The 26,487-nt window shown below is 33.0% G+C and carries 26 protein-coding genes; 24 read left to right on the top strand and 2 right to left on the bottom strand.

Annotation, left to right across the window (positions count from 1 at the left end):
• Positions 1 to 105: 105 nt before the first annotated feature.
• From lpxD to QLS71_RS16550, 23 genes are all read left to right on the top strand, one after another.
• Positions 106 to 1,128 carry a UDP-3-O-(3-hydroxymyristoyl)glucosamine N-acyltransferase gene (gene lpxD / locus QLS71_RS16660; protein ID WP_308991914.1) on the top strand — a complete coding sequence of 341 codons (1,023 nt, stop codon included), beginning with the start codon at positions 106 to 108 and terminating at the stop codon, positions 1,126 to 1,128.
• Positions 1,119 to 2,525 carry a bifunctional UDP-3-O-[3-hydroxymyristoyl] N-acetylglucosamine deacetylase/3-hydroxyacyl-ACP dehydratase gene (locus QLS71_RS16655; RefSeq protein WP_308991913.1) on the top strand — a complete coding sequence of 469 codons (1,407 nt, stop codon included), beginning with the start codon at positions 1,119 to 1,121 and terminating at the stop codon, positions 2,523 to 2,525. Before lpxD ends, QLS71_RS16655 begins: the two co-directional genes overlap by 10 nt.
• A gap of 40 nt (positions 2,526 to 2,565) precedes the next feature.
• Complete coding sequence (gene lpxA / locus QLS71_RS16650; protein WP_308991912.1) at positions 2,566 to 3,351, top strand: acyl-ACP--UDP-N-acetylglucosamine O-acyltransferase; 786 nt, start codon at positions 2,566 to 2,568, stop codon at positions 3,349 to 3,351.
• 120 nt (positions 3,352 to 3,471) lie between these two features.
• Positions 3,472 to 4,038, top strand: coding sequence for an elongation factor P (gene efp, locus QLS71_RS16645; protein WP_308991911.1), 567 nt, complete (start codon positions 3,472 to 3,474; stop codon positions 4,036 to 4,038).
• A gap of 67 nt (positions 4,039 to 4,105) precedes the next feature.
• On the top strand, positions 4,106 to 5,044 hold the full coding sequence (locus QLS71_RS16640) for a UDP-3-O-(3-hydroxymyristoyl)glucosamine N-acyltransferase (protein ID WP_308991910.1): 939 nt from the start codon (positions 4,106 to 4,108) through the stop codon (positions 5,042 to 5,044).
• Between the two features lie 73 nt (positions 5,045 to 5,117).
• Positions 5,118 to 5,993 (top strand): succinate--CoA ligase subunit alpha, encoded by an 876-nt coding sequence (sucD, locus tag QLS71_RS16635; protein WP_308991909.1) that lies wholly within the window; start codon positions 5,118 to 5,120, stop codon positions 5,991 to 5,993.
• Between the two features lie 359 nt (positions 5,994 to 6,352).
• Positions 6,353 to 7,099 carry a 3-oxoacyl-[acyl-carrier-protein] reductase gene (gene fabG / locus QLS71_RS16630; RefSeq protein WP_308991908.1) on the top strand — a complete coding sequence of 249 codons (747 nt, stop codon included), beginning with the start codon at positions 6,353 to 6,355 and terminating at the stop codon, positions 7,097 to 7,099.
• Between the two features lie 61 nt (positions 7,100 to 7,160).
• Positions 7,161 to 9,194 (top strand): VWA domain-containing protein, encoded by a 2,034-nt coding sequence (locus QLS71_RS16625; RefSeq protein WP_308991907.1) that lies wholly within the window; start codon positions 7,161 to 7,163, stop codon positions 9,192 to 9,194.
• Position 9,195: 1 nt separating this feature from the next.
• The gene (locus QLS71_RS16620; RefSeq protein ID WP_308991906.1) at positions 9,196 to 9,966 is read left to right on the top strand and encodes an SDR family oxidoreductase; all 771 of its coding nucleotides are present in this window, start codon (positions 9,196 to 9,198) and stop codon (positions 9,964 to 9,966) included.
• Between the two features lie 69 nt (positions 9,967 to 10,035).
• Positions 10,036 to 10,851 carry a prohibitin family protein gene (locus tag QLS71_RS16615; protein WP_308991905.1) on the top strand — a complete coding sequence of 272 codons (816 nt, stop codon included), beginning with the start codon at positions 10,036 to 10,038 and terminating at the stop codon, positions 10,849 to 10,851.
• Between the two features lie 314 nt (positions 10,852 to 11,165).
• Entirely contained in the window at positions 11,166 to 12,023 is an 858-nt protein-coding gene (hisG, locus tag QLS71_RS16610; RefSeq protein WP_308991904.1) for an ATP phosphoribosyltransferase, read from the top strand.
• An 85-nt stretch (positions 12,024 to 12,108) separates the two neighbouring features.
• Positions 12,109 to 13,392 (top strand): histidinol dehydrogenase, encoded by a 1,284-nt coding sequence (hisD, locus tag QLS71_RS16605; protein ID WP_308992092.1) that lies wholly within the window; start codon positions 12,109 to 12,111, stop codon positions 13,390 to 13,392.
• Between the two features lie 54 nt (positions 13,393 to 13,446).
• Entirely contained in the window at positions 13,447 to 14,493 is a 1,047-nt protein-coding gene (hisC, locus tag QLS71_RS16600; RefSeq protein ID WP_308991903.1) for a histidinol-phosphate transaminase, read from the top strand.
• Positions 14,493 to 15,626 (top strand): bifunctional histidinol-phosphatase/imidazoleglycerol-phosphate dehydratase HisB, encoded by a 1,134-nt coding sequence (hisB, locus tag QLS71_RS16595; RefSeq protein ID WP_308991902.1) that lies wholly within the window; start codon positions 14,493 to 14,495, stop codon positions 15,624 to 15,626. Before hisC ends, hisB begins: the two co-directional genes overlap by 1 nt.
• 109 nt (positions 15,627 to 15,735) lie before the next feature.
• Positions 15,736 to 16,329 carry an imidazole glycerol phosphate synthase subunit HisH gene (gene hisH, locus QLS71_RS16590; protein ID WP_308991901.1) on the top strand — a complete coding sequence of 198 codons (594 nt, stop codon included), beginning with the start codon at positions 15,736 to 15,738 and terminating at the stop codon, positions 16,327 to 16,329.
• A gap of 17 nt (positions 16,330 to 16,346) precedes the next feature.
• Entirely contained in the window at positions 16,347 to 16,541 is a 195-nt protein-coding gene (locus QLS71_RS16585) for a four helix bundle protein (RefSeq protein WP_308991900.1), read from the top strand.
• A 236-nt stretch (positions 16,542 to 16,777) separates the two neighbouring features.
• On the top strand, positions 16,778 to 17,512 hold the full coding sequence (gene hisA / locus QLS71_RS16580; RefSeq protein WP_308991899.1) for a 1-(5-phosphoribosyl)-5-[(5-phosphoribosylamino)methylideneamino]imidazole-4-carboxamide isomerase: 735 nt from the start codon (positions 16,778 to 16,780) through the stop codon (positions 17,510 to 17,512).
• Between the two features lie 87 nt (positions 17,513 to 17,599).
• Positions 17,600 to 18,355 carry an imidazole glycerol phosphate synthase subunit HisF gene (gene hisF, locus QLS71_RS16575; protein WP_308991898.1) on the top strand — a complete coding sequence of 252 codons (756 nt, stop codon included), beginning with the start codon at positions 17,600 to 17,602 and terminating at the stop codon, positions 18,353 to 18,355.
• A gap of 78 nt (positions 18,356 to 18,433) precedes the next feature.
• Positions 18,434 to 19,027: a bifunctional phosphoribosyl-AMP cyclohydrolase/phosphoribosyl-ATP diphosphatase HisIE gene (hisIE, locus tag QLS71_RS16570; protein WP_308991897.1), complete on the top strand. Its 594-nt coding sequence runs from the start codon at positions 18,434 to 18,436 to the stop codon at positions 19,025 to 19,027.
• A gap of 8 nt (positions 19,028 to 19,035) precedes the next feature.
• Positions 19,036 to 19,818 carry a tRNA pseudouridine(38-40) synthase TruA gene (locus QLS71_RS16565; RefSeq protein ID WP_308992091.1) on the top strand — a complete coding sequence of 261 codons (783 nt, stop codon included), beginning with the start codon at positions 19,036 to 19,038 and terminating at the stop codon, positions 19,816 to 19,818.
• A 201-nt stretch (positions 19,819 to 20,019) separates the two neighbouring features.
• On the top strand, positions 20,020 to 20,184 hold the full coding sequence (locus QLS71_RS16560) for a DUF1328 domain-containing protein (protein ID WP_308991896.1): 165 nt from the start codon (positions 20,020 to 20,022) through the stop codon (positions 20,182 to 20,184).
• 93 nt (positions 20,185 to 20,277) lie between these two features.
• Positions 20,278 to 20,829: a hypothetical protein gene (locus tag QLS71_RS16555; protein WP_308991895.1), complete on the top strand. Its 552-nt coding sequence runs from the start codon at positions 20,278 to 20,280 to the stop codon at positions 20,827 to 20,829.
• A 93-nt stretch (positions 20,830 to 20,922) separates the two neighbouring features.
• A complete protein-coding gene (locus tag QLS71_RS16550) occupies positions 20,923 to 21,600 on the top strand; it encodes a DUF2461 domain-containing protein (protein WP_308991894.1) in 678 nt (225 codons plus the stop codon).
• Here QLS71_RS16550 and QLS71_RS16545 read toward each other — a convergent pair.
• Both QLS71_RS16545 and QLS71_RS16540 read right to left on the bottom strand, forming a co-directional pair.
• Entirely contained in the window at positions 21,593 to 22,039 is a 447-nt protein-coding gene (locus QLS71_RS16545; RefSeq protein ID WP_308991893.1) for a hypothetical protein, read from the bottom strand. The two genes, QLS71_RS16550 and QLS71_RS16545, sit on opposite strands and share 8 nt — an antisense overlap.
• 8 nt (positions 22,040 to 22,047) lie before the next feature.
• Positions 22,048 to 22,467 (bottom strand): glyoxalase, encoded by a 420-nt coding sequence (locus QLS71_RS16540; protein ID WP_308991892.1) that lies wholly within the window; start codon positions 22,465 to 22,467, stop codon positions 22,048 to 22,050.
• A gap of 295 nt (positions 22,468 to 22,762) precedes the next feature.
• On the opposite strand from QLS71_RS16540, the gene QLS71_RS16535 reads away from it, so the two are divergent.
• Positions 22,763 to 26,272 (top strand): discoidin domain-containing protein, encoded by a 3,510-nt coding sequence (locus tag QLS71_RS16535; protein WP_308991891.1) that lies wholly within the window; start codon positions 22,763 to 22,765, stop codon positions 26,270 to 26,272.
• The last annotated feature ends 215 nt before the right edge of the window (positions 26,273 to 26,487 follow it).

Below are 26,487 nucleotides of genomic sequence, written 5' to 3'. Positions count from 1 at the left end.
ACTATTGATTTTCAATGATTAACAATAAGGAAAATCAATTGAAAAAGTTTAGGACATTTTTCCTATTTTTGCGAAACCTATTATAAAAATAATAAACATTAAAGTGTGAAATTTACAGCACAACAAATAGCAGGGATTTTAGAAGGTGATGTGGTGGGAAATCCCCTTGCTGAAGTATCAAAACTATCAAAAATTGAAGAAGGTTTTGAAGGCTCTTTAACGTTTTTGGCAAATCCAAAATATACCCCACATATATATAGCACCAAAGCTTCCATTACTATTGTAAACAAAACTTTTATTCCTGAAAACGTCCTTAATACCACCTTAATTAAGGTTGATGACGCTTATTTAGCTTTTTCTAAAATTCTTGAATATTACAACGCGACTAAACTTAATAAAGTTGGAATTGAACAACCTTCTTTTGTTTCTGAATCTGCAAAATATGGAGAAGCTGTATATATTGGTGCGTTTTCATACATTAGTGAACATGCTAAAATAGGAAATAATGTTAAAATATTTCCGAACACATATATAGGAGAGAATGTCGTTATTGGCGATAATACTATTATTTTTTCTGGAGCAAAAATTTATTCGGAAACTATTATAGGCCATACCTGTGTTGTAAATTCGGGGGTTATTATTGGTGCCGATGGCTTTGGTTTTGCACCAAACGAAAATGGAGGCTATAATAAAATCCCACAAACAGGAAATGTTATTATTGAAGATTATGTAGATATTGGTGCAGCTACAACTATAGATAGAGCTACTATAGGTTCCACCATCATTCGTGAAGGCGCAAAATTAGACAATCATATTCAAATTGCCCACAATGTTGAAATTGGAAAAAACACAGTCATTGCAGCTCAAACAGGTGTTGCTGGCTCTACAAAAATAGGGGATAACTGCCAAATTGGAGGTCAAGTAGGCATTGCAGGCCATATTACTATTGGTAATAATGTAAAAATTCAAGCACAATCGGGTATTGCAAGAAATGTAAAAGATAATGAAGTGCTTCAAGGTTCACCAGCACTTAGTTTAACCGATTATAATAAATCGTATGTTCATTTTAAGAACTTACCTAAGATTGTTAGAAATATTAATGATTTAGAAAAAAATAAATGGGAATAGTAACTACTGAAATAAAACAAAAAACCATAAAGAAAGAGGTTTCTTTAACAGGTGTTGGTTTACACACAGGAAAAAACGTAACATTAACTTTTAAACCAGCAGCGGCTAACACAGGATTGGTTTTTAAGCGTATTGATTTAGAGGGGATGCCTGTTATTGAGGCTGATGCTAATTTTGTAACAAGTACACAACGAGGCACCTGCTTAGAGAAAAACGGCGTGAGCATACAGACATCAGAGCATGTATTGGCGGCTTTGGTTGGTTTAGACGTAGACAATGCTATTATAGAACTTAATGCTTCAGAACCTCCAATCATGGATGGGTCTTCTAAATTTTTTGTGGAAGCTTTAGAAAAAGCAGAGGTTGTAGAACTGGATGTTTTTAGAGAAGAGTATGTGATAACTGATATTATTTCATATACCGATGAAGAATCGGGTAGTGAAATACTCGTAATGCCTTCAAAAGAATACCAAATAACTACCATGGTAGATTTTGGTACTAAAGTGTTAGGAACTCAAAATGCCACATTAAACCAAATTTCAGATTTTAAAAATGAAATTTCAGATGCGCGAACCTTTAGTTTTTTGCATGAAATTGAAATGCTCCTTCAAAATGGATTAATAAAAGGAGGTGATTTAAATAATGCGATTGTTTATGTTGACAAACCATTGTCTACTGACACGATGGAAAAACTTAAAGTTGCATTTAAAAAGGATACTGTTAAAGTAAAATCAAATGGTATTTTAGACAATTTAACATTACATTACCCAAATGAAGCTGCAAGACATAAATTATTAGATGTTTTAGGAGACTTAGCACTTATTGGAACCCGAATTAGAGGTAAAGTAATAGCTAATAAGCCAGGGCATTATGTGAATACACAATTTGCAAAAAAACTTTCAAAACTTATAAAAAACGACCGTCGTAATAATGTGCCTAATATCGATTTGAATCAAACGCCTTTAATGGATGTGAACCAAATCATGGCCATGTTGCCTCACAGACAACCTTTTTTATTAATCGATAAAGTTTTTGAACTTTCCGATAGCCATGTTATTGCATTGAAAAATGTGACTATGAACGAGTCTTTCTTTGCGGGACACTTTCCTGGAGCACCAGTAATGCCAGGAGTTTTAATTGTAGAAGCTATGGCTCAAACGGGGGGTGTTTTAGTTTTAAACACGGTTCCAGACCCTGAAAATTATTTAACCTTTTTCATGAAAATGGACAATGTTAAGTTTAAACAAAAAGTAGTGCCAGGCGATACTTTAATATTTAAATGTTCGTTAATTACACCAATTCGTCGTGGTATTTGCCATATGCAAGGGTATGCATATGCAAACGGTAAACTTTGTGCAGAAGCAGAGCTTATGGCTCAAATATCAAAAGTTAAATAATTAAATCTATTTTGATTTATTAAAAAATAAAAACTAATAAATGAATCAACCACTAGCTTACGTGCATCCAGATGCTAAAATTGCAAAAAACGTTGTAATAGAGCCTTTTACTACCATACATAATAATGTAATAATTGGTGAGGGTACTTGGATAGGTAGCAATGTTACCATTATGGAAGGTGCTCGTATTGGTAAAAATTGTAGTATTTTCCCTGGTTCTGTTATTTCTGCGGTTCCACAAGATTTAAAATATAACGACGAAGAAACTACTGTTGAAATAGGTGATAATGTAACTATTAGAGAATGTGTTACCATTAATCGAGGGACATCAGATAGAATGAAAACAGTTATAGGCAATAATTGTTTAATCATGGCTTATTGCCACATTGCACACGATTGTGTTGTAGGTAATAATTGTATTTTTTCTAATAATAGCACACTTGCAGGCCACATAACTATTGGTGATTATGTTGTTTTGGCAGGTATGACAGCAGTTCACCAATTTGTTTCAATAGGCAATCATGCTTTTGTTACTGGTGGATCTTTAGTACGTAAAGATGTACCTCCTTTTGTAAAGGCTGCGAGAGAGCCTTTGTCATATGTCGGTATTAATTCAGTTGGATTAAGAAGGCGTGGGTATTCCACTGAAAAAATTAGAGAAATTCAGAATATTTATAGAATTCTATACCAAAAAAATTACAATAATACACAGGCAACCGAAATAATAGAAGCTGAAATGGAAGCCACTCCAGAACGTGATGAAATCCTTCAGTTTATAAAAGATTCTCAACGAGGCATCATGAAAGGATATTTTAAATCAAATTAAAAAGTTAAGTCGTTTGTCGTAGAGTTGTTTAGCCGTTTTCAACTTAACAACTTATAACTTAATAAGAAGCAACTTAACAACAAACGGCTTAACAACATAATATTTAACAAAAACAATACAATGGCAACTACAAGTGATATTAGAAACGGATTATGTATTAGGTATAATAACGACATTTATAAAATCATAGAGTTTTTACATGTAAAACCAGGAAAAGGACCTGCGTTTGTAAGAACAAAAATGAGAAGTGTTACCAATGGAAAAGTGTTAGATAATACTTTTTCTGCAGGACATAAGTTAGAAGATGTACGTGTTGAAACACATAAATTTCAATTCTTATACAATGATGGTGCGTATTATCATTTTATGAATACTGAAGATTATACTCAAATCCAATTACAAGAATCTGCTTTAGATAACCCAGGCTTAATGAAAGAGGGTGAGGTAGTTACTGTAATTATAAACGCTGAAGATAATATGCCGCTTTCGGTAGAAATGCCTGCAAGTGTTGTTTTAGAAGTAACAGCTACCGAACCTGGTATTAAAGGAAACACAGCTACCAATGCCACGAAGCCTGCAACCGTTGAAACGGGAGCTATTGTTAACGTGCCTTTATTTATTAATGAAGGTGATAAGATTAAGGTAGAAACTGAAAAAGGAACTTACAAAGAGCGTGTAAAAGAGTAAATAGGTTTATTTGTTGATGGGTTTATTTGTTTAAACGGTTCAACAATTCAACGATTAAACATCATAAATGAAATTTGCAAACCCATATACTTTAAAAAAAATTGCTCAATTAATTGATTGCAGTTTTATTGGCAGCGACAATTTTCCTGTATCGGGCATGAATGAAATTCATGTGGTAGAACCCGGTGATATTGTTTTTGTAGACCATCCCAAGTATTATGACAAGGCATTGAGCTCTGCTGCTACCATTATTTTAATTAATAAAGAAGTTGTATGCCCTGAAGGGAAAGCGCTATTAATTAGCGATGATCCTTTTAGAGATTTCAATAAACTTACCGACTATTTTAAGCCCTTTAAAGCAGCCACCAGCCATATATCGGATTCGGCTAGTATTGGAGTGAATTCGGTGGTACAACCCAATTCTTTTATTGGCCATAATGTGGTAATTGGTAAAAATTGTATCATACACTCCAATGTGAGTATTTATGATGATGCTATTATTGGTAATCATGTTACGATTCATTCTGGAACCGTTTTAGGTGCGAATGCTTTTTATTACAAAAAAAGACCCGAAGGTTTTGATAGGTTAAAGTCGTGTGGACGTGTGGTTATTGAAGACCATGTGGATATTGGTGCGAATTGCACTATTGATAGAGGTGTTACAGGCGATACAACTATAAAAGAAGGTTCTAAATTAGATAATCAAATCCAGATAGGGCACGATACCGTCATTGGAAAAAAATGTTTAATTGCTTCCCAAGTTGGTATTGCTGGCTGTGTGGTTATAGAGGACGAAGTGACTATTTGGGGACAAGTAGGCTGTACTAGTGGTGTAACTATTGGTAAAAAGGCCGTATTACATGCGCAATCAGGTATTAGTAAATCGCTTGAACCTAATAAAACCTATTGGGGAACCCCAGCACAAGAAGCCCGAGCTGAAATGAGGGAAATGGCAAACATCAAACAAATTCCACAAATATTAGAGTTTATAAAAACTAAAAAATAAATCTAAATTGCTGCTAAAAGTATAAGCAAAAAAAGTATTTTTGTGCAGCTTTATTTAAATAAAAAAATATAAAATGAGTGTTTTAGTAAACAAAGATTCAAAAATAATAGTTCAAGGTTTTACAGGTAGTGAAGGTACGTTTCATGCAAGTCAAATGATTGAATATGGAACAAACGTTGTAGGTGGTGTTACACCTGGAAAAGGAGGTCAAACACATTTAGATAGACCTGTATTTGATACTGTTAAGGATGCTGTAGAGCAAGTGGGGGCCGATACAACCATTATTTTTGTGCCACCAGCTTTTGCTGCAGATGCTATTATGGAAGCTGCGGATGCTGGAATAAAAGTTATTATCACTATTACGGAAGGTATTCCTGTTGCCGATATGATCACGGTTTCAAATTATATAAAAAACAAAGACTGCCGTTTAATTGGTCCAAACTGCCCAGGTGTTATCACCCCAGGGGAAGCTAAAGTTGGGATCATGCCAGGTTTCGTTTTCAAAAAAGGAACAGTAGGTATCGTTTCTAAATCAGGTACATTAACCTATGAAGCTGCCGATCAAGTTGTAAAACAAGGTTTAGGGATCACAACAGCGATTGGTATTGGTGGAGATCCTATCATTGGAACGACCACTAAAGAAGCGGTAGAACTTTTAATTAACGACCCAGAAACAGACATCGTTGTTATGATTGGTGAAATTGGTGGTCAATTAGAAGCAGATGCTGCAAACTGGTATAAAGCCAGTGGTAGCAAAAAGCCAATTGTAGGTTTTATTGCTGGTGAAACAGCTCCTGCAGGTCGTACCATGGGGCACGCTGGTGCTATTGTTGGAGGAAGTGATGATACAGCACAAGCCAAAAAGAAAATTATGAGCGCTTGTGGTATTCACGTTGTAGATTCTCCTGCTGAAATAGGTAAAAAAGTTGCTGAAGTTTTATCAAAATAAGATTTAATTATAGATATAAAACCGTTGATTAAAAAAGATCAACGGTTTTTTTATGCTTAACAATGAAATAGAGTTAATAAAAACGATTGGGTATTGATCGATTGGCTAAAGTCATAAAACTAGAAATATAAAAAAACACAACCATTTATTTTTGGATTATTCTTTATAGGACTATTTTTTAGCAGTGGGTACTAAAGAAATCTTAAAAAAGTATTTGAAAAACAGCATAAGATTTTCTGTGGTTTTTTTATTTGAAGCAACTTAGGAATTGTTATATTTGAATTTGAAAATTAATCAACCATACAACGATTACAAAAGATTATAGTAGTGTATTCGTGATATATTAAATAAACAATCAAATGAAATTATTAGAAGGAAAAACGGCCATTATTACTGGAGCTAGTAGAGGTATAGGTAGAGGAATTGCACAAGTATTTGCTGCTCAAGGAGCCAATATTGCATTTACATATAGTAGTTCTGTTGAAGCTGCTAACGAACTCGAAAAAGAATTAAATGCACAAGGTATAAAAGCTAAAGGCTATAAAAGTAATGCAGCTAGTTTTGAGGAATCTCAAAAATTAGCAGAGGATGTTGTCGCAGAATTTGGTAGTATTGATATATTAGTTAACAATGCAGGAATTACTAAAGATAATTTATTAATGCGTATTTCAGAAGAAGATTTTGATACTGTTATTGAAGTAAACCTAAAATCGGTTTTCAATATGACGAAAGCAGTTCAAAAAACCATGCTAAAACAACGTAAAGGCTCTATTATTAATATGAGTTCTGTTGTGGGTGTGAAAGGGAATGCGGGGCAAACAAATTATGCAGCTTCTAAAGCTGGTATTATAGGGTTTTCAAAATCTGTAGCTTTAGAATTAGGGTCTAGAAATATAAGAAGCAATGTAGTTGCTCCAGGTTTTATCGAAACAGAGATGACAGCTAAACTTGACGAAGAAGTCGTTAAAGGGTGGCGTGCAGGCATTCCGTTAAAACGCGGCGGTACTCCAGAAGATGTTGCTAATGTGTGTGTGTTTTTAGCAAGTGATATGAGTGCCTATGTTACAGGACAAACACTTCATGTAGATGGTGGTATGTTAACCTAACACATTTTATTATTCTCTCTAAGAGAGAGAGTATCTCATTATTAAAATCGTTAAACTTTCAATGAGTTATACAACACTCTTATTTATTGTTATTGCAGGAATTTTTGCTCTATTATTAGCAGGGTTTCAGTATAAATGGAATAAAAAAAGCATGTCTAAATTAAACATGCTTTTTTTGTTTTTAAGGTTTGTGACTGTTTTTTCAGTACTCTTATTGCTTATTAACCCTAAACTTGAGCAAATAACCCTTTCTACTATAAAACCTAATTTAGTTATTGCGGTTGATAATTCAAATTCTGTAAAGTATTTAAAACAAGATGTTGCTACCAATCGTTTAGTTGAAAATTTAAAAGCAAGTAAAAGCCTAAACGATAAATTTAATATGGAAACCTATACACTTGGTGAAAAATTAAAGGCTTCAAATAGTTTCGAATTCAACGAAAAGCAAACTAATATAGAGGCTGCTTTTATCCAACTATCTCAAATTTATAAGCAAACTATTTCGCCTACTATTTTAATTACCGATGGCAACCAAACTTATGGTAACAGCTATGAGTTTTCGCATCACAATTACAAACAGCCCATATATCCAATTATTTTGGGTGATACGGTTCGTTATACCGATTTAAAAATTCAGCAGTTAAACGTTAATAAATATGCGTATTTAAAAAACCAGTTTCCAGTTGAAACTATTTTAGTGTTTAATGGTGAAACAGCTGTGAATTCTAAATTTGTTGTTACGAATGGTAACAACGTTGTATATTCTGAAATTATAAATTTCACAAAACAGAATAACTCTAAAGTTGTAAATTTTAAACTTCCAGCAAATTCCGCAGGCGTACATGCATACAAGGCCCAGTTAGAACCTTTAAATAACGAGAAAAACAAAACCAATAATTTAAAAAATTTTGCTATTGAAGTCATTGATCAGAAAACAAAGATTGCTTTAGTAAGCGATATGGTTCATCCAGATTTAGGTGCTTTAAAAAAGAGTATTGAAAGTAACGAACAGCGTTCGGTATCACTCTTAAACTCCAATAATATTTTAAAACAAATAAATGATTTTCAATTAGTTATTATATATCAACCAAATAATAAGTTTAATAAATTATATGATGCTTTAAATTTGGAAAACAAAAATCGTTTTACAATAATAGGCACTAAAACCGATTTGAATTTTTTAAAAAGTATCAATAAAACCTTTACGCATGAAATAACAAATCAAACAGAAAGCTATCAAGCTGAATTGAATAAAAATTACGCGCCATTTATAATTGAGGATATTAATTTTGAATCGTTTCCACCACTAAATTCACAGTATGGTTCTGCCGCTTTCTCCATTCCTTTTGAAACTATATTAAATAAAACCATTCATGGGATTTCAAAAACAGATCCATTACTAGCTACGTTTGAAACTAGCGGTAGGCGAGAAGCTGTTTTGTTTGGTGAAAATATTTGGCAATGGCGTGCTCAAAGTTATTTAGATAATAAATCGTTTCATCCTTTCGATGATTTTATAGGAAAGCTTATTCAATATGTTGCTTCAAATAAACAAAAAAGCAGATTAAATATTGAAAATGAATCGTTTTACAATGGCAACACAAATGTTATTATAAAGGCCGAATTTTTCGATAAAAATTATGAATTCGACACACGTGAAACACTAACTATTACCGTAAAAAATGCCGTTACAAACGAATCTAAAACTTTTCCTCTTATTCTAAACAACAGCAACTATCAAGTAGATTTAAGTAGTTTACCGGCTGCAGATTATAGTTTTATAGTTATAGCTTCAAAAGAAAACATTTCTAAAACAGGCCGCTTTAAGATTTTAGAATATAACGTTGAGCAACAATTTTTAAATGCCGACGTCACTAAGTTACAACAATTAGCTACCAACAGTCAAGGCGAAAGTTTTTTTGTGAACAACACTGAGCGTTTAATAGAAAATCTTTTAAAAGATAATAGATTCGTAACCATTCAAAAAAGCAATAAAAATAGCTTACCTTTGATAGATTGGAAATATCTACTCATCATAATCACTTTAAGCTTATCTATAGAGTGGTTTTTAAGAAAATATAACGGATTAATTTAAAATGAACAAAGAACCTAAAACTGCTGTCGTAACAGGATCATCATCTGGAGTTGGTGCTGCTTCGTGTATCGAATTTGCTAAAAGAGGATGGAATGTAGTCATCAACTATTCCCAAAATAAAAGTGAAGCTTATGAGGTCGCTGAAAAATGTAAAAGCTTTGGAGTAGACACTTTGGTATGTAAAGCAAATGTTGCTATTGAAGCAGATTGCAAAAGAATGATAGACGAGACAATAAAAACTTTAGGTAGAATAGACGTATTAGTTAATAATGCCGGCACTACTAGGTATTGTAATTATGATAATTTAGAAGGACTTAGCAAAAAGGATTTTCAAGATATATATGAAGTCAATGTTATTGGTGCTTATCAAATGGTAAAACTCGCGGCACCATACTTAAAAATAGTTAATGGTGCTATTGTTAATATCTCTTCTATTAGTGCTATATCTGGTGTTGGGAGTTCCATTGCTTATGCGGCGTCTAAGGGAGCTTTGTCTACTATGACGCTTTCACTTGCGCATGCACTTGCACCTAACATTAGAGTCAATGGTGTTTGCCCAGGTTTTATTCAAACCAGATGGACTAAAGGTTTTTTAGGAGACAGGTATGAGTCTGTCAAAAAAAATATTGAAAAGTCCTGTCTTATTAATAAAACATCATTACCTGAAGATATTGCTAAAGGCATTGTTTATTTAGCAGTAGACGCAGTAACAACATCTGGACAGTTATTGACTATTGATGGTGGTCAGTTGGTGAACCAAGGGAAAATATAATCACTTTAAGTTTGTCTTTAGAGTGGTTTTTAAGAAAATATAACGGATTAATTTAAATAAAAATAAAGAATGGAAAAATTACCAAAAATCGCATTTCCAATTATAATTGGAGCAATCGTATTAATTGTATTACTTACTAAATCGGCAGTAACGATTGGCTCAGGTCAAGCAGGTGTATTATTTAAAACCTTTGGAGAAGGTGTTGTAATTGATGAACCAGCTTTAGGAGAAGGGTTTCATATTGTAGCACCTTGGAATAAAGTTTTTATTTATGAAGTACGTCAGCAAGAAATGCTAGAAAAAATGAATGTATTATCCTCTAATGGATTAGATATCAAATTAGAAGCTTCTATTTGGTTTCAACCTAATTTTGTAGATCTCGGAAAATTGCATCAAGAAAAAAGTGAAATGTATGTAGAGCGTGTGTTGCTTCCAGCTATTCGCTCAGCTGCACGTAGCGTTGTGGGACGTTATACACCAGAACAACTGTATTCTAGTAAAAGAGATGCTATTCAACAAGAAATTTTTGAAGAAACAAAGAAAATAGTTGAACCTCAATACATACAATTGAACGAGGTTTTAGTTAGAGACGTTACATTGCCATCAACAATTAAAGATGCTATTGAACGTAAACTGAAACAAGAACAGGAATCATTAGAATATGAATTTAGATTGGTAACCGCCTCTAAAGAAGCCGAAAAAGTAATTATTGAAGCGGAAGGTAAAGCGGAATCTAACAGGATTTTAAGCGCTTCTTTAACTGATAAAATTTTACAGGATAAAGGTATTGATGCTACTATGAAATTGGCAGAATCACCAAACAGTAAAGTCATTGTGATTGGTTCTGGAGATAGTGGATTACCAATTATTCTTGGAAATCAATAAAAATATTCAACTTTTTTAAAATATTTTGAATATTAAATAATTAATATCAGCTATAAATAAAGATTACTTAATAGTAGGAAGTTTTATTACTATTATTTGGAATAATTAACTTTAATTATAGATATTTGCAAAAGTAAAAAACATAAAAATGAACTTTATTCAATTACATCATCATCATTTTCAAATTTGCTCTCAAGCGAAGTGAAGATGTATTGAATAAAATCAACATATTTTTTAAACCCGTTTGAGACAATCAAGCGGGTTTTTTAATTTTTAATCCAATTAGATTGTTTCAAACTCATAAAAACAAGACAATGAGTACATTAAGAATTGCAGTACAAAAATCAGGTCGTTTACACGACGAATCCATGGAATTACTTAAAGATATAGGTATTTCTATTGATAATGGCATTGACCAATTAAAAGCATCAGCAAGAAATTTTCCTGTTGAAGTTTTCTATTTAAGAAATGGTGATATTCCACAATACTTAAAAGATGGGGTTGTAGATGCCGCCATTATTGGTGAAAATGTACTAATTGAAAAAGGTGACGGTATAAATATAGCTGAAAAGCTTGGCTTTTCTTCATGCCGTGTTTGCATTGCGGTGCCCAAAAACATGGATTATAAAAGCATTAAAGATTTAGATGGAAAACGGATCGCTACATCCTATCCCAATACGGTTCAAAATTATCTTAAAGCTCAAGGGATCACAGCAAATCTTCATATTATAAATGGCTCTGTTGAAATAGCGCCAAATATTGGTTTAGCAGACGCCATAGTCGATATTGTTTCTAGCGGAAGCACCTTGTTTAAAAACAATTTAAAAGAAGTTGAAATGATTTTAAAATCGGAAGCGGTTTTAGCCGTGTCTCCTATTTTAGATGCTGAAAAACAAGCCATTTTAGATAAAATTCAATTCAGAATCAAATCCGTTTTAAAAGGAAGAGAATCTAAATACGTATTACTTAATGCACCAAATGATAAAGTGCAAGCCATTATTGATGTGTTACCAGGAATGAAAAGTCCAACAGTATTGCCTTTAGCAGAAGCCGGTTGGAGTTCCATACACTCGGTAATAAGCAAAAACGCCTTTTGGGATGTTATAGATGATTTAAAAGCCAAAGGCGCACAAGGTATATTAGTCTGTCCTATAGAAAAAATGGTGCTTTAAAAAAGTTTATTTGTTTAATCGTTGATGTGTTTATTTATTAACGATTAAAGCAATGAAACGATTCAACGGTTCAACAATAAAGAAGATGCAAATAATTAATAATCCAAATAAAAGCGATTGGAGCCAGGTTTTAAAAAGACCGACTCAAACTGTTGGTGATATTGAAGAAACGGTTATTCAAATTTTTGAGGATGTTCGTAAGAATGGAGATGCTGCTATAAAAACATACACATCAAAATTTGATGGTATTTCTTTAGATAGCCACATTGTAACTTCTGAAGAAATCCAAAAAGCAATGAATGCTGTTCCAGAAAAGCTTCAACAGGCTATAAAAACCGCCAAACATAACATTGAAGCGTTTCACACAGCACAAAAAACAGATAGGATAGAAGTTGAAACGACTCAAGGAGTGCAATGTTGGCAAGAAAAACGTGCTATACAAAAAGTAGGTTTATATATCCCAGGAGGTACAGCACCTTTGTTTTCAACCGTTTTAATGTTAGTTGTTCCCGCTCAAATAGCGGGTTGTAAAGAAATTGTATTATGCTCACCACCAAATAAACAAGGAGCCTTAGCAGCAGAAATAGTATTTGCAGCCCATTTGTGCGGTGTCACTAAAATTATAAAAGTAGGAGGGATTCAAGCTATTGCAGGATTGACGTTCGGAACCGAAACCATTCCACAAGTTTATAAAATATTCGGCCCCGGAAATCAGTTTGTCACCGTTGCTAAACAATTAGCCACTAAATACGGCGTAGCTATTGATATGCCTGCTGGGCCTAGTGAATTGCTGGTGGTTGCTGATGAAGCAGCGAATGCTTCATATATCGCATCCGATTTATTAAGCCAAGCAGAACACGGTGTAGATAGTCAAGTTATATTAGTTTCAACTTCAAAAACTTTAATTGATAAGGTTTCAGAGGAAGTTGAAAAGCAGCTAGAAGTGCTTCCGCGTAAAGCGATTGCCGAAAAATCGATTGGCAATTCCAAGCTTATTTATGTTGAAAATGATACTTTGGCGTTGGAATTAATAAATGAATACGGCCCAGAACATTTTATTATTTGTTCTCAAAACGAGGACTTTTACGTAGATCATATTGAAAATGCCGGATCTGTGTTTATTGGTGATTATACACCAGAAAGTGCAGGTGATTATGCTTCTGGAACCAACCATACTTTGCCAACCAATGGTTTTAGCAAAGCCTATTCAGGTGTGAATTTGGATAGTTTTTCTAAAAGTATGACCTTTCAAAAAATATCAAAAGAAGGTATTTTGAATATTGGTGAAACCATAGAGCTTATGGCAGAAGCTGAGGGTTTACAAGCACATAAAAATGCAGTTTCCATTCGATTAAAGGATTTAAAATAAATTTGTCATTCCTGCGAAGGCAGGAATCTCTTGAACCTAGTTCAAAAATTAATTATGAAAACAGATTTTGATTTAAAAAATATAATTCGCCCAACCATCAAGGCTTTAAAACCATATTCTTCGGCACGCGATGAATTTCAAGGGGTTACCGATGCTATGGTATTTTTAGATGCGAATGAAAATCCATTTGAAAATGGTGTAAACCGCTATCCAGATCCACAACAAGGCGCATTAAAAAGTATTTTATCAGAAATCAAAGGGATTCCATCCAACCAAATTCTTTTAGGGAATGGTAGTGATGAAGTTTTAGATCTTATTTTTAGAGCTTTTTGTGAACCAAATCAAGATAACGTCATCATTTTACCACCTACATATGGGATGTATGAGGTGTTGGCTAATTTGAACGCAATTGCTATTAAGAAAGTAAATTTAGATGCCGATTTTCAGCCAAAAGTGGAAGAAATTTTAAATAGTGCCGATACAAATAGCAAAGTGCTTTTTATTTGTTCACCAAATAATCCTTCAGGAAATAGTTTTACACCTGAAGCTATTGAGGGCATGGTTTCAAACTTCAAAGGCATTGTGGTTATTGATGAAGCTTATATTGATTTTTCAAATGAAACCAGTTGGATTTCTAAATTAGATCAATATCCTAACTTGATTGTAACACAAACCTTGTCTAAAGCATATGCTATGGCAGGTATTCGTTTAGGCCTTTGTTTTGCATCCGCTGAAATTATTAAAGTTTTAAATACCATTAAACCTCCATATAATATTAACCAACTCACTCAAAAAAAAGCCATGGAGCTTTTAAATATTAAAGATTTGACGAGTAATCAAATTAAAGATATTTTAAAGGAACGCAGCGCTTTAATTTTAGAATTACAGTCTATCAACTATATTTTAAAAATATATCCGTCAGACGCTAATTTTGTGTTGGTAAAAGTGGATGATGCTACGATGCGTTACAACCAACTTATCGAAAAAGGAATCGTTATAAGAAACCGAACCACGCAACCTGGATGTGAAAACACTTTGCGTTTAACCGTTGGGACTTCAAAAGAAAACAAAATATTAATAGATACCTTAAAATCTATCTAATGAAAAAAGTATTATTTATAGACCGCGATGGCACATTAATAAAAGAACCTGCCGATGAGCAAGTGGATTCTTTTGAAAAACTAATATTTTACCCAAAAGTATTTCAATTTCTAAGCAAAATTTGCAAAGAATTAGATTATGAAATTGTCATGGTAACTAATCAAGATGGATTGGGAACGCCTGATAATCCTTCAGAGAAATTTTGGCCTATTCATAACTTTGTACTTAATACATTTAAAAATGAAGGGATTGATTTTAAAGAGGTTTATATTGACGAAACGTATGCTAAAGACAATGCGCCAACTCGTAAGCCTAACACAGGTTTATTAACTAAATTTTTCACCAACCATTACGATTTAAAAAATTCTTTCGTCATTGGTGATAGACTTACAGATGTTGAGTTAGCCAAAAATCTGGGTTCTAAAGGGATTTTTATTAATGATGAAACCCATTTAGGAACGAATGAAATTACCGTAAAGCGAGAGGAATTAGATCCTTATATCGCTCTTGAAAGTAACGATTGGGAAGAAATTTATAACTTCTTAAAACTGGAAGATCGAGTTGAAGAAATAATACGTAACACCAATGAAACTAAGATTTACATCAAACTAAATTTAGATGGTTCTGGTAAAAATGATATTGATACCGGTTTGTCTTTTTTCGATCATATGCTCGATCAAATTGGGCGTCATGGCGCTATGGATTTAACCATAAAAGTTAATGGCGATTTAGAAGTTGATGAACACCACACTATTGAAGATACGATGATTGCTTTAGGTGAATTATTCAACAAAGCATTAGGAAATAAATTAGGTATAGAACGTTACGGTTTTTGTTTACCAATGGACGATTGTTTAGCACAAGTGGCGGTCGATTTTGGTGGTAGAAACTGGTTAGAATGGGAGGCCGAGTTTAAACGTGAAAAAATAGGAGACATGCCAACCGAAATGTTTTATCACTTATTTAAATCGTTTACCGATGGTGCCAAATGTAATTTAAACATTAAGGCAGAAGGCACAAATGAACACCATAAAATTGAAGGTATTTTTAAAGCCTTTGCAAAAGCTATGAAAATGGCTGTTAAAAGAGACTCAAACAAGATGTTTTTACCTTCTACAAAAGGAGTTTTATAAAAAGTAAATCTCAAATTCTAACAGTGAAAAATTGAGGAGTTTGAAATTAAGTTTTGAAATTTGTTATTACACTTTTCAAAAAAATAATAATATAAAAACACCATTAAAATTGAAAATTGTAATAATTGATTACGGCGCAGGAAATATTAAAAGCATACAATTTGCTTTTAAACGCTTAGGTATGGATGCTGTTTTATCAAACAATCCTGAAGAAATTTTAGCTGCCGATAAAATTATTTTCCCAGGAGTAGGTGAGGCTAGTACCGCCATGGTTATGCTAAAAGAAACGGGATTAGACACATTAATTCCTAAATTAAAACAGCCTGTTTTAGGTATTTGTTTAGGCATGCAATTGCTTTGTGAGTTTACTGAAGAGGGAAATACAAAAGGATTGGGCGTTTTTAAAACGAAGGTTAAACGCTTTGATAACGATGTAAAAGTGCCGCATATGGGATGGAATGTTATCAAAGATTTGAAATCTGGGTTATTCAAAGATATCAAAGAAAATGAATACATGTATTTAGTACACAGCTATTATGCTGAGCACTGTGCAGAAACCATTGCAACCACCGATTACAGTATTAATTATGCTTCAGCATTACAACATAAAAACTTTTACGGGGTTCAGTTTCACCCAGAAAAGAGTAGTTTAGCAGGAGAACAAATTTTAAAGAATTTTTTAAAGTTAGAAGTTGAAAGTTAGATATTAAAAGTTTTAAAATGAGAAATGAACGGATAGAAAGAACTAAACGATTTGGAATAGATTGTTGGAAGTTTTGTTTTAAGGTTCCTAAATCTCGTGAATATAATGCGTTTGTCAATCAATTAATTAAAAGTTCTAGTTCTGTTGGTGCTAATTATCGAGCTTCTCAGAGAGCAAAATCGACAAGTGATTTCATATATAAACTAAAATAGTTGAAGAAGAAGTAGATGAAAGTGTACATGGGTTAGAAGTTTTTGAAGAAATACTTTCTGAACATTCAGATGAAATTCTGAAACTTCAAAAAGAAGGAAAAGAACTATTAGCAATTACTGTTGCTTCAATTAATACAGCAAAAAGAAATAATTTAAAATAAGTTAGTGTTTGAAAATTCAAATCTTATTACAGATTGTAACTTCTAATATGTAACTTTTAATATTAAATATTAAAAATGAGAATTATACCAGCCATAGATATTATAGACGGAAAATGTGTTCGTTTAACTAAAGGGGATTACGATACCAAAAAAGTTTATAATGAAAATCCACTTGAAGTGGCTAAAATGTTTGAAGCTTCTGGTATTGAATATCTACATTTAGTAGATTTAGATGGAGCTAAAGCACAGCATATTGTAAACTATAAAGTTTTAGAACAAATTTCATCAAAAACCAATCTGAAAATTGATTTTGGTGGAGGTTTAAAAACTAATGAAGATTTGCATATTGCATTCAATTCAGGAGCAAAACAAATAACAGGGGGGAGTATTGCTGTTAAAGATCCTGAAACCTTTGAAGGTTGGATTTCAAAATATGGTGCCACCAAAATTATTTTAGGAGCTGATAGTGATGATGGAAAAGTATCTATTAGTGGATGGATGGAACAGAGTAAAGAAGACGTCATTCCCTTTATAAAAGCCTATCAAAAAAAGAGTATTCAGTACGTTATTTGTACCGATATTTCTAAAGATGGTATGCTCGAAGGGCCGTCGGTTGATTTGTATAAACAAATAATATCAGAATGTTCTAATAGTAGCAATGGACAATCTATAAAGTTGATTGCTTCAGGAGGTATTTCAACCATTGAAGAATTACCCATTTTAAAAGAGATTGGTTGTGAAGGCGTTATTATTGGAAAAGCGATTTATGAAAACAGAATCAGCTTAAAACAACTCGAAAAATTTGTTTAGTTAGTTGCAAAACTAAACGGAATCGATATGTCACACTGAGCTTGTCGAAGTGTCTCATCAAAAGAATTAAATTAAATAAAAAAAGCTTTGTTAACAAAAAGAATTATTCCTTGTTTAGATATTAAAAATGGGCGTACCGTAAAAGGTGTGAATTTTGTTGATTTACGCGATGCTGGAGATCCTGTAGAACTTGCTAAACAATACGCCAGTGTTGGTGCCGATGAATTGGTGTTTCTGGATATTTCTGCAACCTTAGAAGCGCGTGCCACGACCTTAGATATGGTAATGCATGTAGCAGAACAAGTAAACATTCCATTTACAGTTGGTGGTGGTATTTCATCTGTTGAACATGTAGATGCGCTTTTGAAATGTGGAGCCGATAAAGTGTCTATCAACTCATCAGCGGTAAAACGTCCCGATTTGGTAAATGAATTGGCTAATAAATTTGGAAGCCAATGTGTGGTGGTTGCCATTGATGCAAAACAAATTGATGGTCATTGGAAAGTGCATTTGGCAGGCGGAAGCATCCCAACGGATATCGATTTATTCGAATGGGCAAAAGAAGTAGAAAACCGAGGTGCTGGTGAAATTTTGTTTACCTCCATGGATCATGATGGTACTAAAAATGGATTTGCAAACGAAGCCTTGGCTACATTATCTGAAACTTTAAATATTCCGATAATCGCTTCAGGTGGTGCTGGCAATGTGCAACATTTTGTTGATACCTTCAAGGAAGGAAAAGCAGATGCAGCTTTGGCGGCAAGTGTATTTCATTTTGGTGAAATACCCATTCCAGATTTAAAAAAAGAATTAAAAAAACACCATATAGAAGTACGATTGTAACCTCATGACGAGGAAGCATGACGAAGTAATCTTTTAAAATTAAAACAGATTTCTGCCTTCGCAGGAATGATAAAAATTATGACTATTAAATACGATACAAACGGATTAGTTCCTGCCATTATTCAAGATGCTACAACAAAGAACGTGTTGATGTTGGGCTATATGAATGATGAAGCTTACCAAAAAACAGTAGAAACTAAACAAGTTACTTTTTTTAGTAGAAGTAAGCAACGATTATGGACCAAAGGTGAAGAAAGTGGCCATTTTTTAAATCTTGTTTCTATAAAAAACGATTGTGACAATGACACGTTGCTTATTCAGGTAAATCCTGTAGGCCCCACATGCCATAAAGGAACGGATACTTGCTGGAGCGAAGAAAACAACTCGAATTATGGTTTCTTTTCAACTTTAGAGAATGTGATAGCCGAACGTGTGGCAAACAAAGACACAAGTAAATCGTATGTAGCGAGTTTGTTTTCAAAAGGTATTAATAAAATAGCGCAAAAAGTAGGCGAGGAGGCCGTTGAAACAGTTATTGAAGCTATGGATACCAATGATGAACTATTTCTTTACGAATCTGGAGATTTATTGTTTCATTATTTAATGTTATTACAGGCAAAAGGATTTAGTTTAAAGGATATTGAAGCTGAATTGAAAAGCAGACATAAATAAATTCATTTATATTTTTGAAAAAGTTTTTCTACGTTATAACCCTTCAATATTTAGGCTATCGTTTTCATGGCTGGCAAAAACAACCCCAGGTGAAAACCTTGCATTTGATGGTGGATAGAACGTTGAATTATATATTAGAAGATAAATATTTTAAAAGCTTAAGTTCAGGTAGAACGGATGCCATGGTATCGGCCGAATGTGCTGCTTTTGAATTGTTTTTAGAAGAACCACTGGAAGACCAAGATGCATTCTTAAGTCTGTTTAACTATAATTTACCACAAGACATTCGAGCAACGGGTATTCGAGAAGTGGATGACACATTCAATATCATCAACCATTCAAAAATTAAAGAATATCTTTATTTATTCACGTATGGTGAAAAATGCCATCCATTTTGTGCGCCTATCATGACTACCATTCTGGATGATTTAGATATTGATTTAATGAAACAAGGGGCTAAGCTTTTTGAAGGCTCCCATTATTTTAAATCGTATTGTTTCAAACCTACCGATAATGGTATTTACAATCGAGACATTATAACCTGCGAACTCGTTGAAAACACCTTATACACCGCTAATTACTTCCCCGAAAAAACATACATACTTCGTGTTCGAGGTAAAGGGTTTATGCGTAATCAAATAAGACTCATGATGGGGGCACTTATTGATTTAGGCAAAGGAAAACTAAGTTTAGAAACCATTTCTAAAAGTTTAGAGCAAGACTGTTTTATTAAAATGACCTATATTGCTCCAGCTTCTGGCTTGATTCTTAATAGCATAGAGTTTTCTTAACCCATCTTCAAATTATTATTTTATTATTCCTTAGTTACTTTTTTTTTAAATTATTGATTATCAGTATTTTGATAATAGATTCGTGTGAATTATACAATTTATAATAAAAAACATGTAACACGTAATGTTCTATGAAGCCGCACCTTTGTACCAGAAGTTAAATCTTCAAAAATTAATTATAAATCATTAAAACTCAAAATTATGTTACGATGGACAATCACATTTATAGTTATAGCATTAATTGCAGGAGTGTTAGGGTTTTCAGGTATAGCAGGAGCATCAGCTGGTTTAGCTAAGATATTTTTCTTCTTCTTCCTTGTACTTTTTATATTATCATTAATGCGAGGTGGGATAAAAAGAAGTTAAACCCAAATACATGAAATAATTAAGTTAAGTAACTAATAAATAGCTATTTATTTATAAAAATAATAAAGCAATTAACAATTAAAAACTAAAAAAATGAACAATATAATTTATGCCTTTGCGTTCTTGTTTGCTACTAGTATTTGGGCACAGGAAAAGCCTAAAAATATATCAGAAGAGTCTACAGTAAAAACGGTGAAGACTAATAATGGATCTGGAATAGTAGAGAAAAAAATTAAAGTAACCACTAGAGAAGAACAAGATATTGAATTCGCCCAAAAGGATGAAAACAAAAGAGATAAAGACGTTGTAGACAGTCCTGTAAAAATCAAGAAAACTATTGAAGTTGATGATGATATGGGAGATTCCTATGATTCTAAAAAAGAAACTATGTATTACGAATTTGAAGGTAAACAATATGGTTTCCAAAAAGTAGACAATGGTTTTTCTGTATTAAATACAAGTAATGAAATACCAGGAGCCTATGGTAATATTGTTAAATTCAATAGAGAAAACCATTATTTATTTCAGAATGGAAATGATACGGGAATTGGATATTTTAATGAAGATGGAAGTTTTACCATAGAGTATTATGATAAAAATACCAGAACCGTAACGAGTCAAGAATTTATTTTAGTACAGAAGTAATTAATGTGAGAGGTAATTACTTAATGTCTTAAAAGTCCTGTTAAAACAGGACTTTTTTGTATTTTAGAGGCATTGTAATTTAAAATAGATATAATGAATCCGAAAATTAAAAAAGAAGCCTTAGACTTTTTCAAAATATTAGAAAAAAACAATGATAGAGATTGGTTTAATGAGCATAAGTCTGAATTCAAAAAAATAGAAAAGGATGTTAAAGCTTTTTATAATTCGGTTTTAACAGCTCTAAATGAACATGATGAAATCGATAAGCTGAAAATGTTTCGTATTTATCGTGATGTGCGTTTTTCAAAAAACAAGTTACCTTATAAAACACATTTTGGTGGTTCATTCCACAGAACAAAACCAAAATTAAGGGGCGGTTATTATTTGCATATTCAACCCAATGATGAAAGTTTTATTGCCACTGGATTTTGGGAACCTGCTCCAGCCGATTTATTACGCATTCGAAAAGAGTTTGAAATGGACGCTACAGAAATACGAGCCATTTTAAAAAATGAAAAATTTAAAAGTGTTTGGGGAGGTTTTGTAGGCGATGAAGTAAAAACGGCTCCCAAGGGTTTTAGTAAAGACCATAAATCCATCGATTTAATAAAAAAGAAACAATACATTTTTGTTAAAAAATATACAGACTCTCAAGTGTTAAGTGATGCTTTTTTTGATGATGTAAACCAATCGTTTAAAGGTATTCGCCCATATTTTAATTATATGAGCGATGTACTTACTACCAATTTGAATGGGGAGTCTCTTATATAATTTCTGTAATAGTATACTTGTTTTGGTTAAACTCAAAACTAGTATGTATCGGTTTATTAATTAACAACTGCCCAATAGGCGAGTTTACCGAAATAGCGTAAAAAACAGCATCATCAAGTTCTATTTTACCAATACTGGTTGAGATGTAAAAACTCATCATATTTGTTTTTACAATACTGCCTAGGACAGCTTCTTTACTGTCTATATTTGTTTTTATATTACTTAGATACTCTTTGGTTTTTTTGGCATCATTTAAGTAAGTCATGTTTTTTTCTAAGTCATTTAATAATTTACCGTTGCCTGAATCGTCACCTTCCGAATTACCTTTATCGTTACTGGCTATAGATTCTTTTATTAAATTAACTTCTTCTTTGTAATCATTTATGCGTTTATCTACATGGTTGTTACAAATTTGCAATAGTTTCTGTTTTGTTGTCATTAAGTTCTTTATACCGCTTTAAGCACTTCTTCGGGTTGATTAAATAGCTGCACGTTACTAATTAATCGTTCTTTTACAATTTGCATCATACGTTTGTTTATAGCCGAAGAATTCTGGATATAAATGGCATATTCTTCAACAGTAAATAAACCTATTATCATACCTTTTAATGAGTTACGAAATTTCACATCTTTATTCAAAGCACTTTCAATATATTCTAAACGCTTTTCTATTGGCAAATTGTAAAACATTAATTTATGCTTGACAATATAGTTTTTAAAAACTTCAATAAACAAATCATTTTGCAACTTTATGATAGGGCGCAGTATTAAATTTTGGAAACGTTCGTCATTACTCATAGCGTCGTGAATGGTTGCACTTGTAATTTCAGGACGCATGTTTTTTAAGTTATGTTGTCGTGTATTCATGGTTGAGAGTTTTTATTAAAATTATTGAATATTAAAACTTAAACATGTTTGAAACATTTATAGTTGTTAACGGGGTTATTAACAGAATTGTAAACTATTTAGCTAAAGCACTCATTGTCTTATCTTTAATTTAAATACATAAAATCTTAAGTTTATCTATTTGTTAATGCTCTTATTTTAAATTATAACTGCTTTTTTAACGATTTGGCCATTTTATAACTCTTATTTTGCTGATTTGTGCCCTTCCTAGTTTTTCTTCTTAATTAAGTTTGTATTAACTAATACCAATTTGAAAATGAAAAAATCAACTACTCAAATTTCAATTCTTGCATTATTTGTAATTATTACTACGACAATAATATTTTCTTTAAAAACATTTCAGACTAACCATTCGGATGCATCGGAAGCCTATTCCCATGATCCAGAAGAACATCCCGAAGGAAATATTTCTCCAGAAGAGATGTTACTAAATGAAAATTATGCTAAAGTGGCAAGTTTAAAAGGGAACCTAAAAATGAATGCAACAACAAATGCAAGTTATGCAGATGGTTTAGTAACGGGCAGCTGGTCTGATGTCAAATTTCTAACAAATGATAGCAGTATTTACACAGGTTATGGTTATCGTGTAGATGGTTCTTTATATGATAAAGAAAATGACGTTCTTTATGTGATTTCCTATGCTGGACATTTATATCGTGTAGATAGGGATGAGAACAACACATCTAATACACAATGGACTTTATTAGACAATAAAAACAATTATAATGATGATGCTGATGACATGTACTTATATGGCATAAACTTGCCTGATGGTTCTTTTAGAATGATAAGATCCCGAGATAATACTTTTATGGAGTATAGCGATGATGAAGGTAGAAGTTGGACCAATTCAAACGTCAAGTATCAATGGTCGAGTCAGGATGTTGGTGTTGCTAAAACGGCTAGTGGAGTCGATAGAATTGCCACATTTGCTTCCATAGATAATATTACAAGAAAACCGCATTTTTCTACGGATGGAATAACTTATACAGCTTCATCCTTATCCTTTTTAAGAAATGATTTTACAGGGCATATTGTTAAGCCGTTGAAATCTGAAAATATTTATTTGTTTATGCATAATGGCTCTACAAAAAATATATCTATTTATAAACTTGGACCTAACGACGCAGACTATCAATTAGTTCAATCGCCAAATTTTGTTTTTACTCATTTTGGAAACGTCATGGGTACTGTAATTAACGGTGTTACACATTTTACAATAGCAGGAAATAAACATGTATACTATTCTTCTGATGGCGGAGTGAATTGGACAACAAAAACGACTGACAGTGGTAACAACGCCATGAGAACCATGCATCCAACCCAACCAAATATTTTATTTTCTGGTGATACAGATATTCGTATGTCTAGAGATTTTGGTGTCACCCATGAAGGTTTTTCAAATAGACAAGGCTGGGATGTTCAGCATCAACGCATGTATGAAAAAGCGGATGGTAGTATTTTTCATGTGGTAGGTAATGATTTTGGTGTTTTTATGTCTTACACACCTGAAGATAAATTCAGCTATATTCAACTTAACAATACAGCCCCTACACACATGGCGTATGATGCTGGCCACAGTGAAAATTACAATAAATCATTTACAGCTACACAAGATAGAGGGGCAAGAGATTTTCCTTTAAGTGCTACTAGCACTGGTTCTGGAGAAATAAGATCGACAGATGCCTTTCGTGCTACCGTAGCAGATGACGGCGCCTCTGTTTGGACCTGGCTCTATTTTGGAACATTGTATCACCGAGATTTTGCTATGCCAAGCCCAACAACTACGGACTTAAATTTTACTGGATCTTGGTGGTCTGCTCCATTAATTGCTTCTACAGTTAAAAATGAAGATGCCGTTTATGTAGCTGCTGGTGCCAAATTAAGAAAGTTCACATACAATCCTAGTTCTAAAAGCATCATTAAAACGGATCATTATTTTGATTTTGGAACAGAAACAGGCAGTGAAATTACAGGCCTTGGATTCTCTCCTATAAACCCAGATCTCTGGTATGTATCTGCAAAAAATGGTGATTTTTTATATTCTGAAGATGGAGGCCAAACATTTGCGCATACCACAACAAATAAAGACCTTTTACCTAAAGCGAATACTACAGTTTGGGGCAATTGGACAAAAAATCAACACGTAATCAAAGCATCCGCTATAGATGAAAAAACAGTGTACTATGCCGGTGTTGGAAATAAATTCTCAATAAGTACGGATGGCGGACAAACATTTGTAGATCATTCTACTGGTTTAAATGTATTTCAAATTAGAGAATTTACTCTTTCTCCCGACGAAAAATTTATTTATGCAGCTGCGGGTAAAGCCGGACCTTGGGTATATTCTGTAGATAGGGATAGATGGTACTCAATGGTTCATGCATATACACCTACTGTTGATTTTACAGATGTGGAATATTTAGTTAAAACAAATACAGTGGTTTTTTCCACGTATGGTTCTGGGGTGTTAAAGTTTAAAATAGATCATGAGGCTCCTGAAATATTAGCGCCAACAAATTTAAATGTTATTAATAATGACGGGGATATTGAGTTAGATTGGCATGACGCGTCAAACAACGAAACTGGTTTTGTTTTGGAAAGATCGGTTGAAGGGGAGTTTATAGAACTCGCTATGTTGCCTGCTAATACAACGTCTTATACTGATATCAGTTTTCCTGATAAATCCATTGCTAGATACCGAGTTAAGGCCATAAATGGTTCCGCCGAATCTTTTTATTCTAATTATGTTATCATTAAATATGATTCAAATGAGGAAGCAAAAAAGAAATGGGAACTAGTTTCTGTAGACAGTCAAGAACTTAATAAAGACGGTGAAGCAGTTCAAGCATTTGACAATGATGCTAACTCTATGTGGCATACACAATGGTTTGAAGCAAATCCGCTTACAACCTATCCGCATGAGTTGGTTATCGATATGAATGAAACACCACTTTTTAGTGGATTCAGTTACTTACCACGACAAGATGGTAACCTGAATGGTATGATTAAAGATTATGAGTTTTATGTTTCTGATGATCAGTCAAATTGGGTATTAGTCGCTCAAGGATCGTGGTTAGCTACTAAAGATAGGAAAGATGTGGTTTTCTCTAATGAAATTTCAGGAAGGTACTTAAAACTTGTAGCATTATCAGAAGTAAATGGCAATCGACATGCTTCATGTGCTGAGATATCCATATTTAGTGAAATACCTGCGCCTGCTGCGCCTCAATTTATTCAAGGAGGTCGATTATCAAATTCTGAAATTCAACTGAGATGGCTGGACTTGTCGCAAAATGAAAAAGGTTTTAAGATTGAACAATTAATCAATGGGTCATATGTTTCCTTAGCTCAAACAAATTCAAACATTACAAGTTATAATTTAACAAATACCGATTTAAATTCATGGCATCGTTTTAGAGTTACGGCTTTTAATGATGTTGGAAGTGCTTCATCAAAAGTTCTTATTATTAAAGGTTCTGGAGAAGATCTTTTGAGTATGGAAGGTAAATTAAAAAAAAATGACGACGAGATAGTCATTTTTCCAAATCCATTTCAAGATAAGGTTAAGTTTAAAATCAATAATAACAGCAAAAATTATACAAACTGGTTTCTTTTTGATTCGAAAGGATCATTAATCGAAAAAGGAGATGTTAAAGAGTTTGAAAAAGAAGGTATTAGTACTAAAGGATTAAAAAGTGGTATTTACTTTATTAAATTCAAAGGAAAAACAGAAAATATAACAAGAAAAATTATTAAAAAATAATACAGAAATTTAGGTAATAAAACTTAGAACTATATTTCAAGAAGGCTGTCTGAAAAGTGTATTTATTTACTTTGCCAGGTTGAGCTTGTCGAAACGGATATGGATTATCAATACGTTTAAATATGTCGACAGGCTCAATATGACACAGGATATAACACTTTTCAAACAGCCTCTTCGTTTATTCCAGTATATGCTATGGAATAATTAAAAACTCC

Origin of the sequence: Mariniflexile litorale, from assembly GCF_031128465.2 — a bacterium.
Taxonomy (GTDB): Bacteria; Bacteroidota; Bacteroidia; order Flavobacteriales; family Flavobacteriaceae; genus Mariniflexile; species Mariniflexile litorale.
The sequence above is the reverse complement of the archived record's forward strand: the minus strand, read 5'-3'. Positions and strand labels throughout refer to the sequence as shown.

Bases quoted from the DNA above. Each gene is read 5' to 3' on its own strand.
- QLS71_RS16640 (WP_308991910.1), top strand. From the start codon at position 4,106: ATGAAATTTGCAAACCCATATACTTTAAAAAAAATTGCTCAATTAATT.
- efp (WP_308991911.1), top strand. From the start codon at position 3,472: ATGGCAACTACAAGTGATATTAGAAACGGATTATGTATTAGGTATAAT.
- sucD (WP_308991909.1), top strand. From the start codon at position 5,118: ATGAGTGTTTTAGTAAACAAAGATTCAAAAATAATAGTTCAAGGTTTT.
- hisIE (WP_308991897.1), top strand. From the start codon at position 18,434: ATGACTATTAAATACGATACAAACGGATTAGTTCCTGCCATTATTCAA.
- QLS71_RS16655 (WP_308991913.1), top strand. From the start codon at position 1,119: ATGGGAATAGTAACTACTGAAATAAAACAAAAAACCATAAAGAAAGAG.
- QLS71_RS16555 (WP_308991895.1), top strand. From the start codon at position 20,278: ATGAACAATATAATTTATGCCTTTGCGTTCTTGTTTGCTACTAGTATT.
- QLS71_RS16615 (WP_308991905.1), top strand. From the start codon at position 10,036: ATGGAAAAATTACCAAAAATCGCATTTCCAATTATAATTGGAGCAATC.
- hisC (WP_308991903.1), top strand. From the start codon at position 13,447: ATGAAAACAGATTTTGATTTAAAAAATATAATTCGCCCAACCATCAAG.
- QLS71_RS16625 (WP_308991907.1), top strand. From the start codon at position 7,161: ATGAGTTATACAACACTCTTATTTATTGTTATTGCAGGAATTTTTGCT.
- QLS71_RS16560 (WP_308991896.1), top strand. From the start codon at position 20,020: ATGTTACGATGGACAATCACATTTATAGTTATAGCATTAATTGCAGGA.
- fabG (WP_308991908.1), top strand. From the start codon at position 6,353: ATGAAATTATTAGAAGGAAAAACGGCCATTATTACTGGAGCTAGTAGA.
- hisG (WP_308991904.1), top strand. From the start codon at position 11,166: ATGAGTACATTAAGAATTGCAGTACAAAAATCAGGTCGTTTACACGAC.
- QLS71_RS16620 (WP_308991906.1), top strand. From the start codon at position 9,196: ATGAACAAAGAACCTAAAACTGCTGTCGTAACAGGATCATCATCTGGA.
- QLS71_RS16585 (WP_308991900.1), top strand. From the start codon at position 16,347: ATGAGAAATGAACGGATAGAAAGAACTAAACGATTTGGAATAGATTGT.
- hisB (WP_308991902.1), top strand. From the start codon at position 14,493: ATGAAAAAAGTATTATTTATAGACCGCGATGGCACATTAATAAAAGAA.
- QLS71_RS16550 (WP_308991894.1), top strand. From the start codon at position 20,923: ATGAATCCGAAAATTAAAAAAGAAGCCTTAGACTTTTTCAAAATATTA.
- QLS71_RS16540 (WP_308991892.1), bottom strand. From the start codon at position 22,467: ATGAATACACGACAACATAACTTAAAAAACATGCGTCCTGAAATTACA.
- QLS71_RS16545 (WP_308991893.1), bottom strand. From the start codon at position 22,039: ATGACAACAAAACAGAAACTATTGCAAATTTGTAACAACCATGTAGAT.
- hisA (WP_308991899.1), top strand. From the start codon at position 16,778: ATGAGAATTATACCAGCCATAGATATTATAGACGGAAAATGTGTTCGT.
- lpxA (WP_308991912.1), top strand. From the start codon at position 2,566: ATGAATCAACCACTAGCTTACGTGCATCCAGATGCTAAAATTGCAAAA.
- hisD (WP_308992092.1), top strand. From the start codon at position 12,109: ATGCAAATAATTAATAATCCAAATAAAAGCGATTGGAGCCAGGTTTTA.
- QLS71_RS16535 (WP_308991891.1), top strand. From the start codon at position 22,763: ATGAAAAAATCAACTACTCAAATTTCAATTCTTGCATTATTTGTAATT.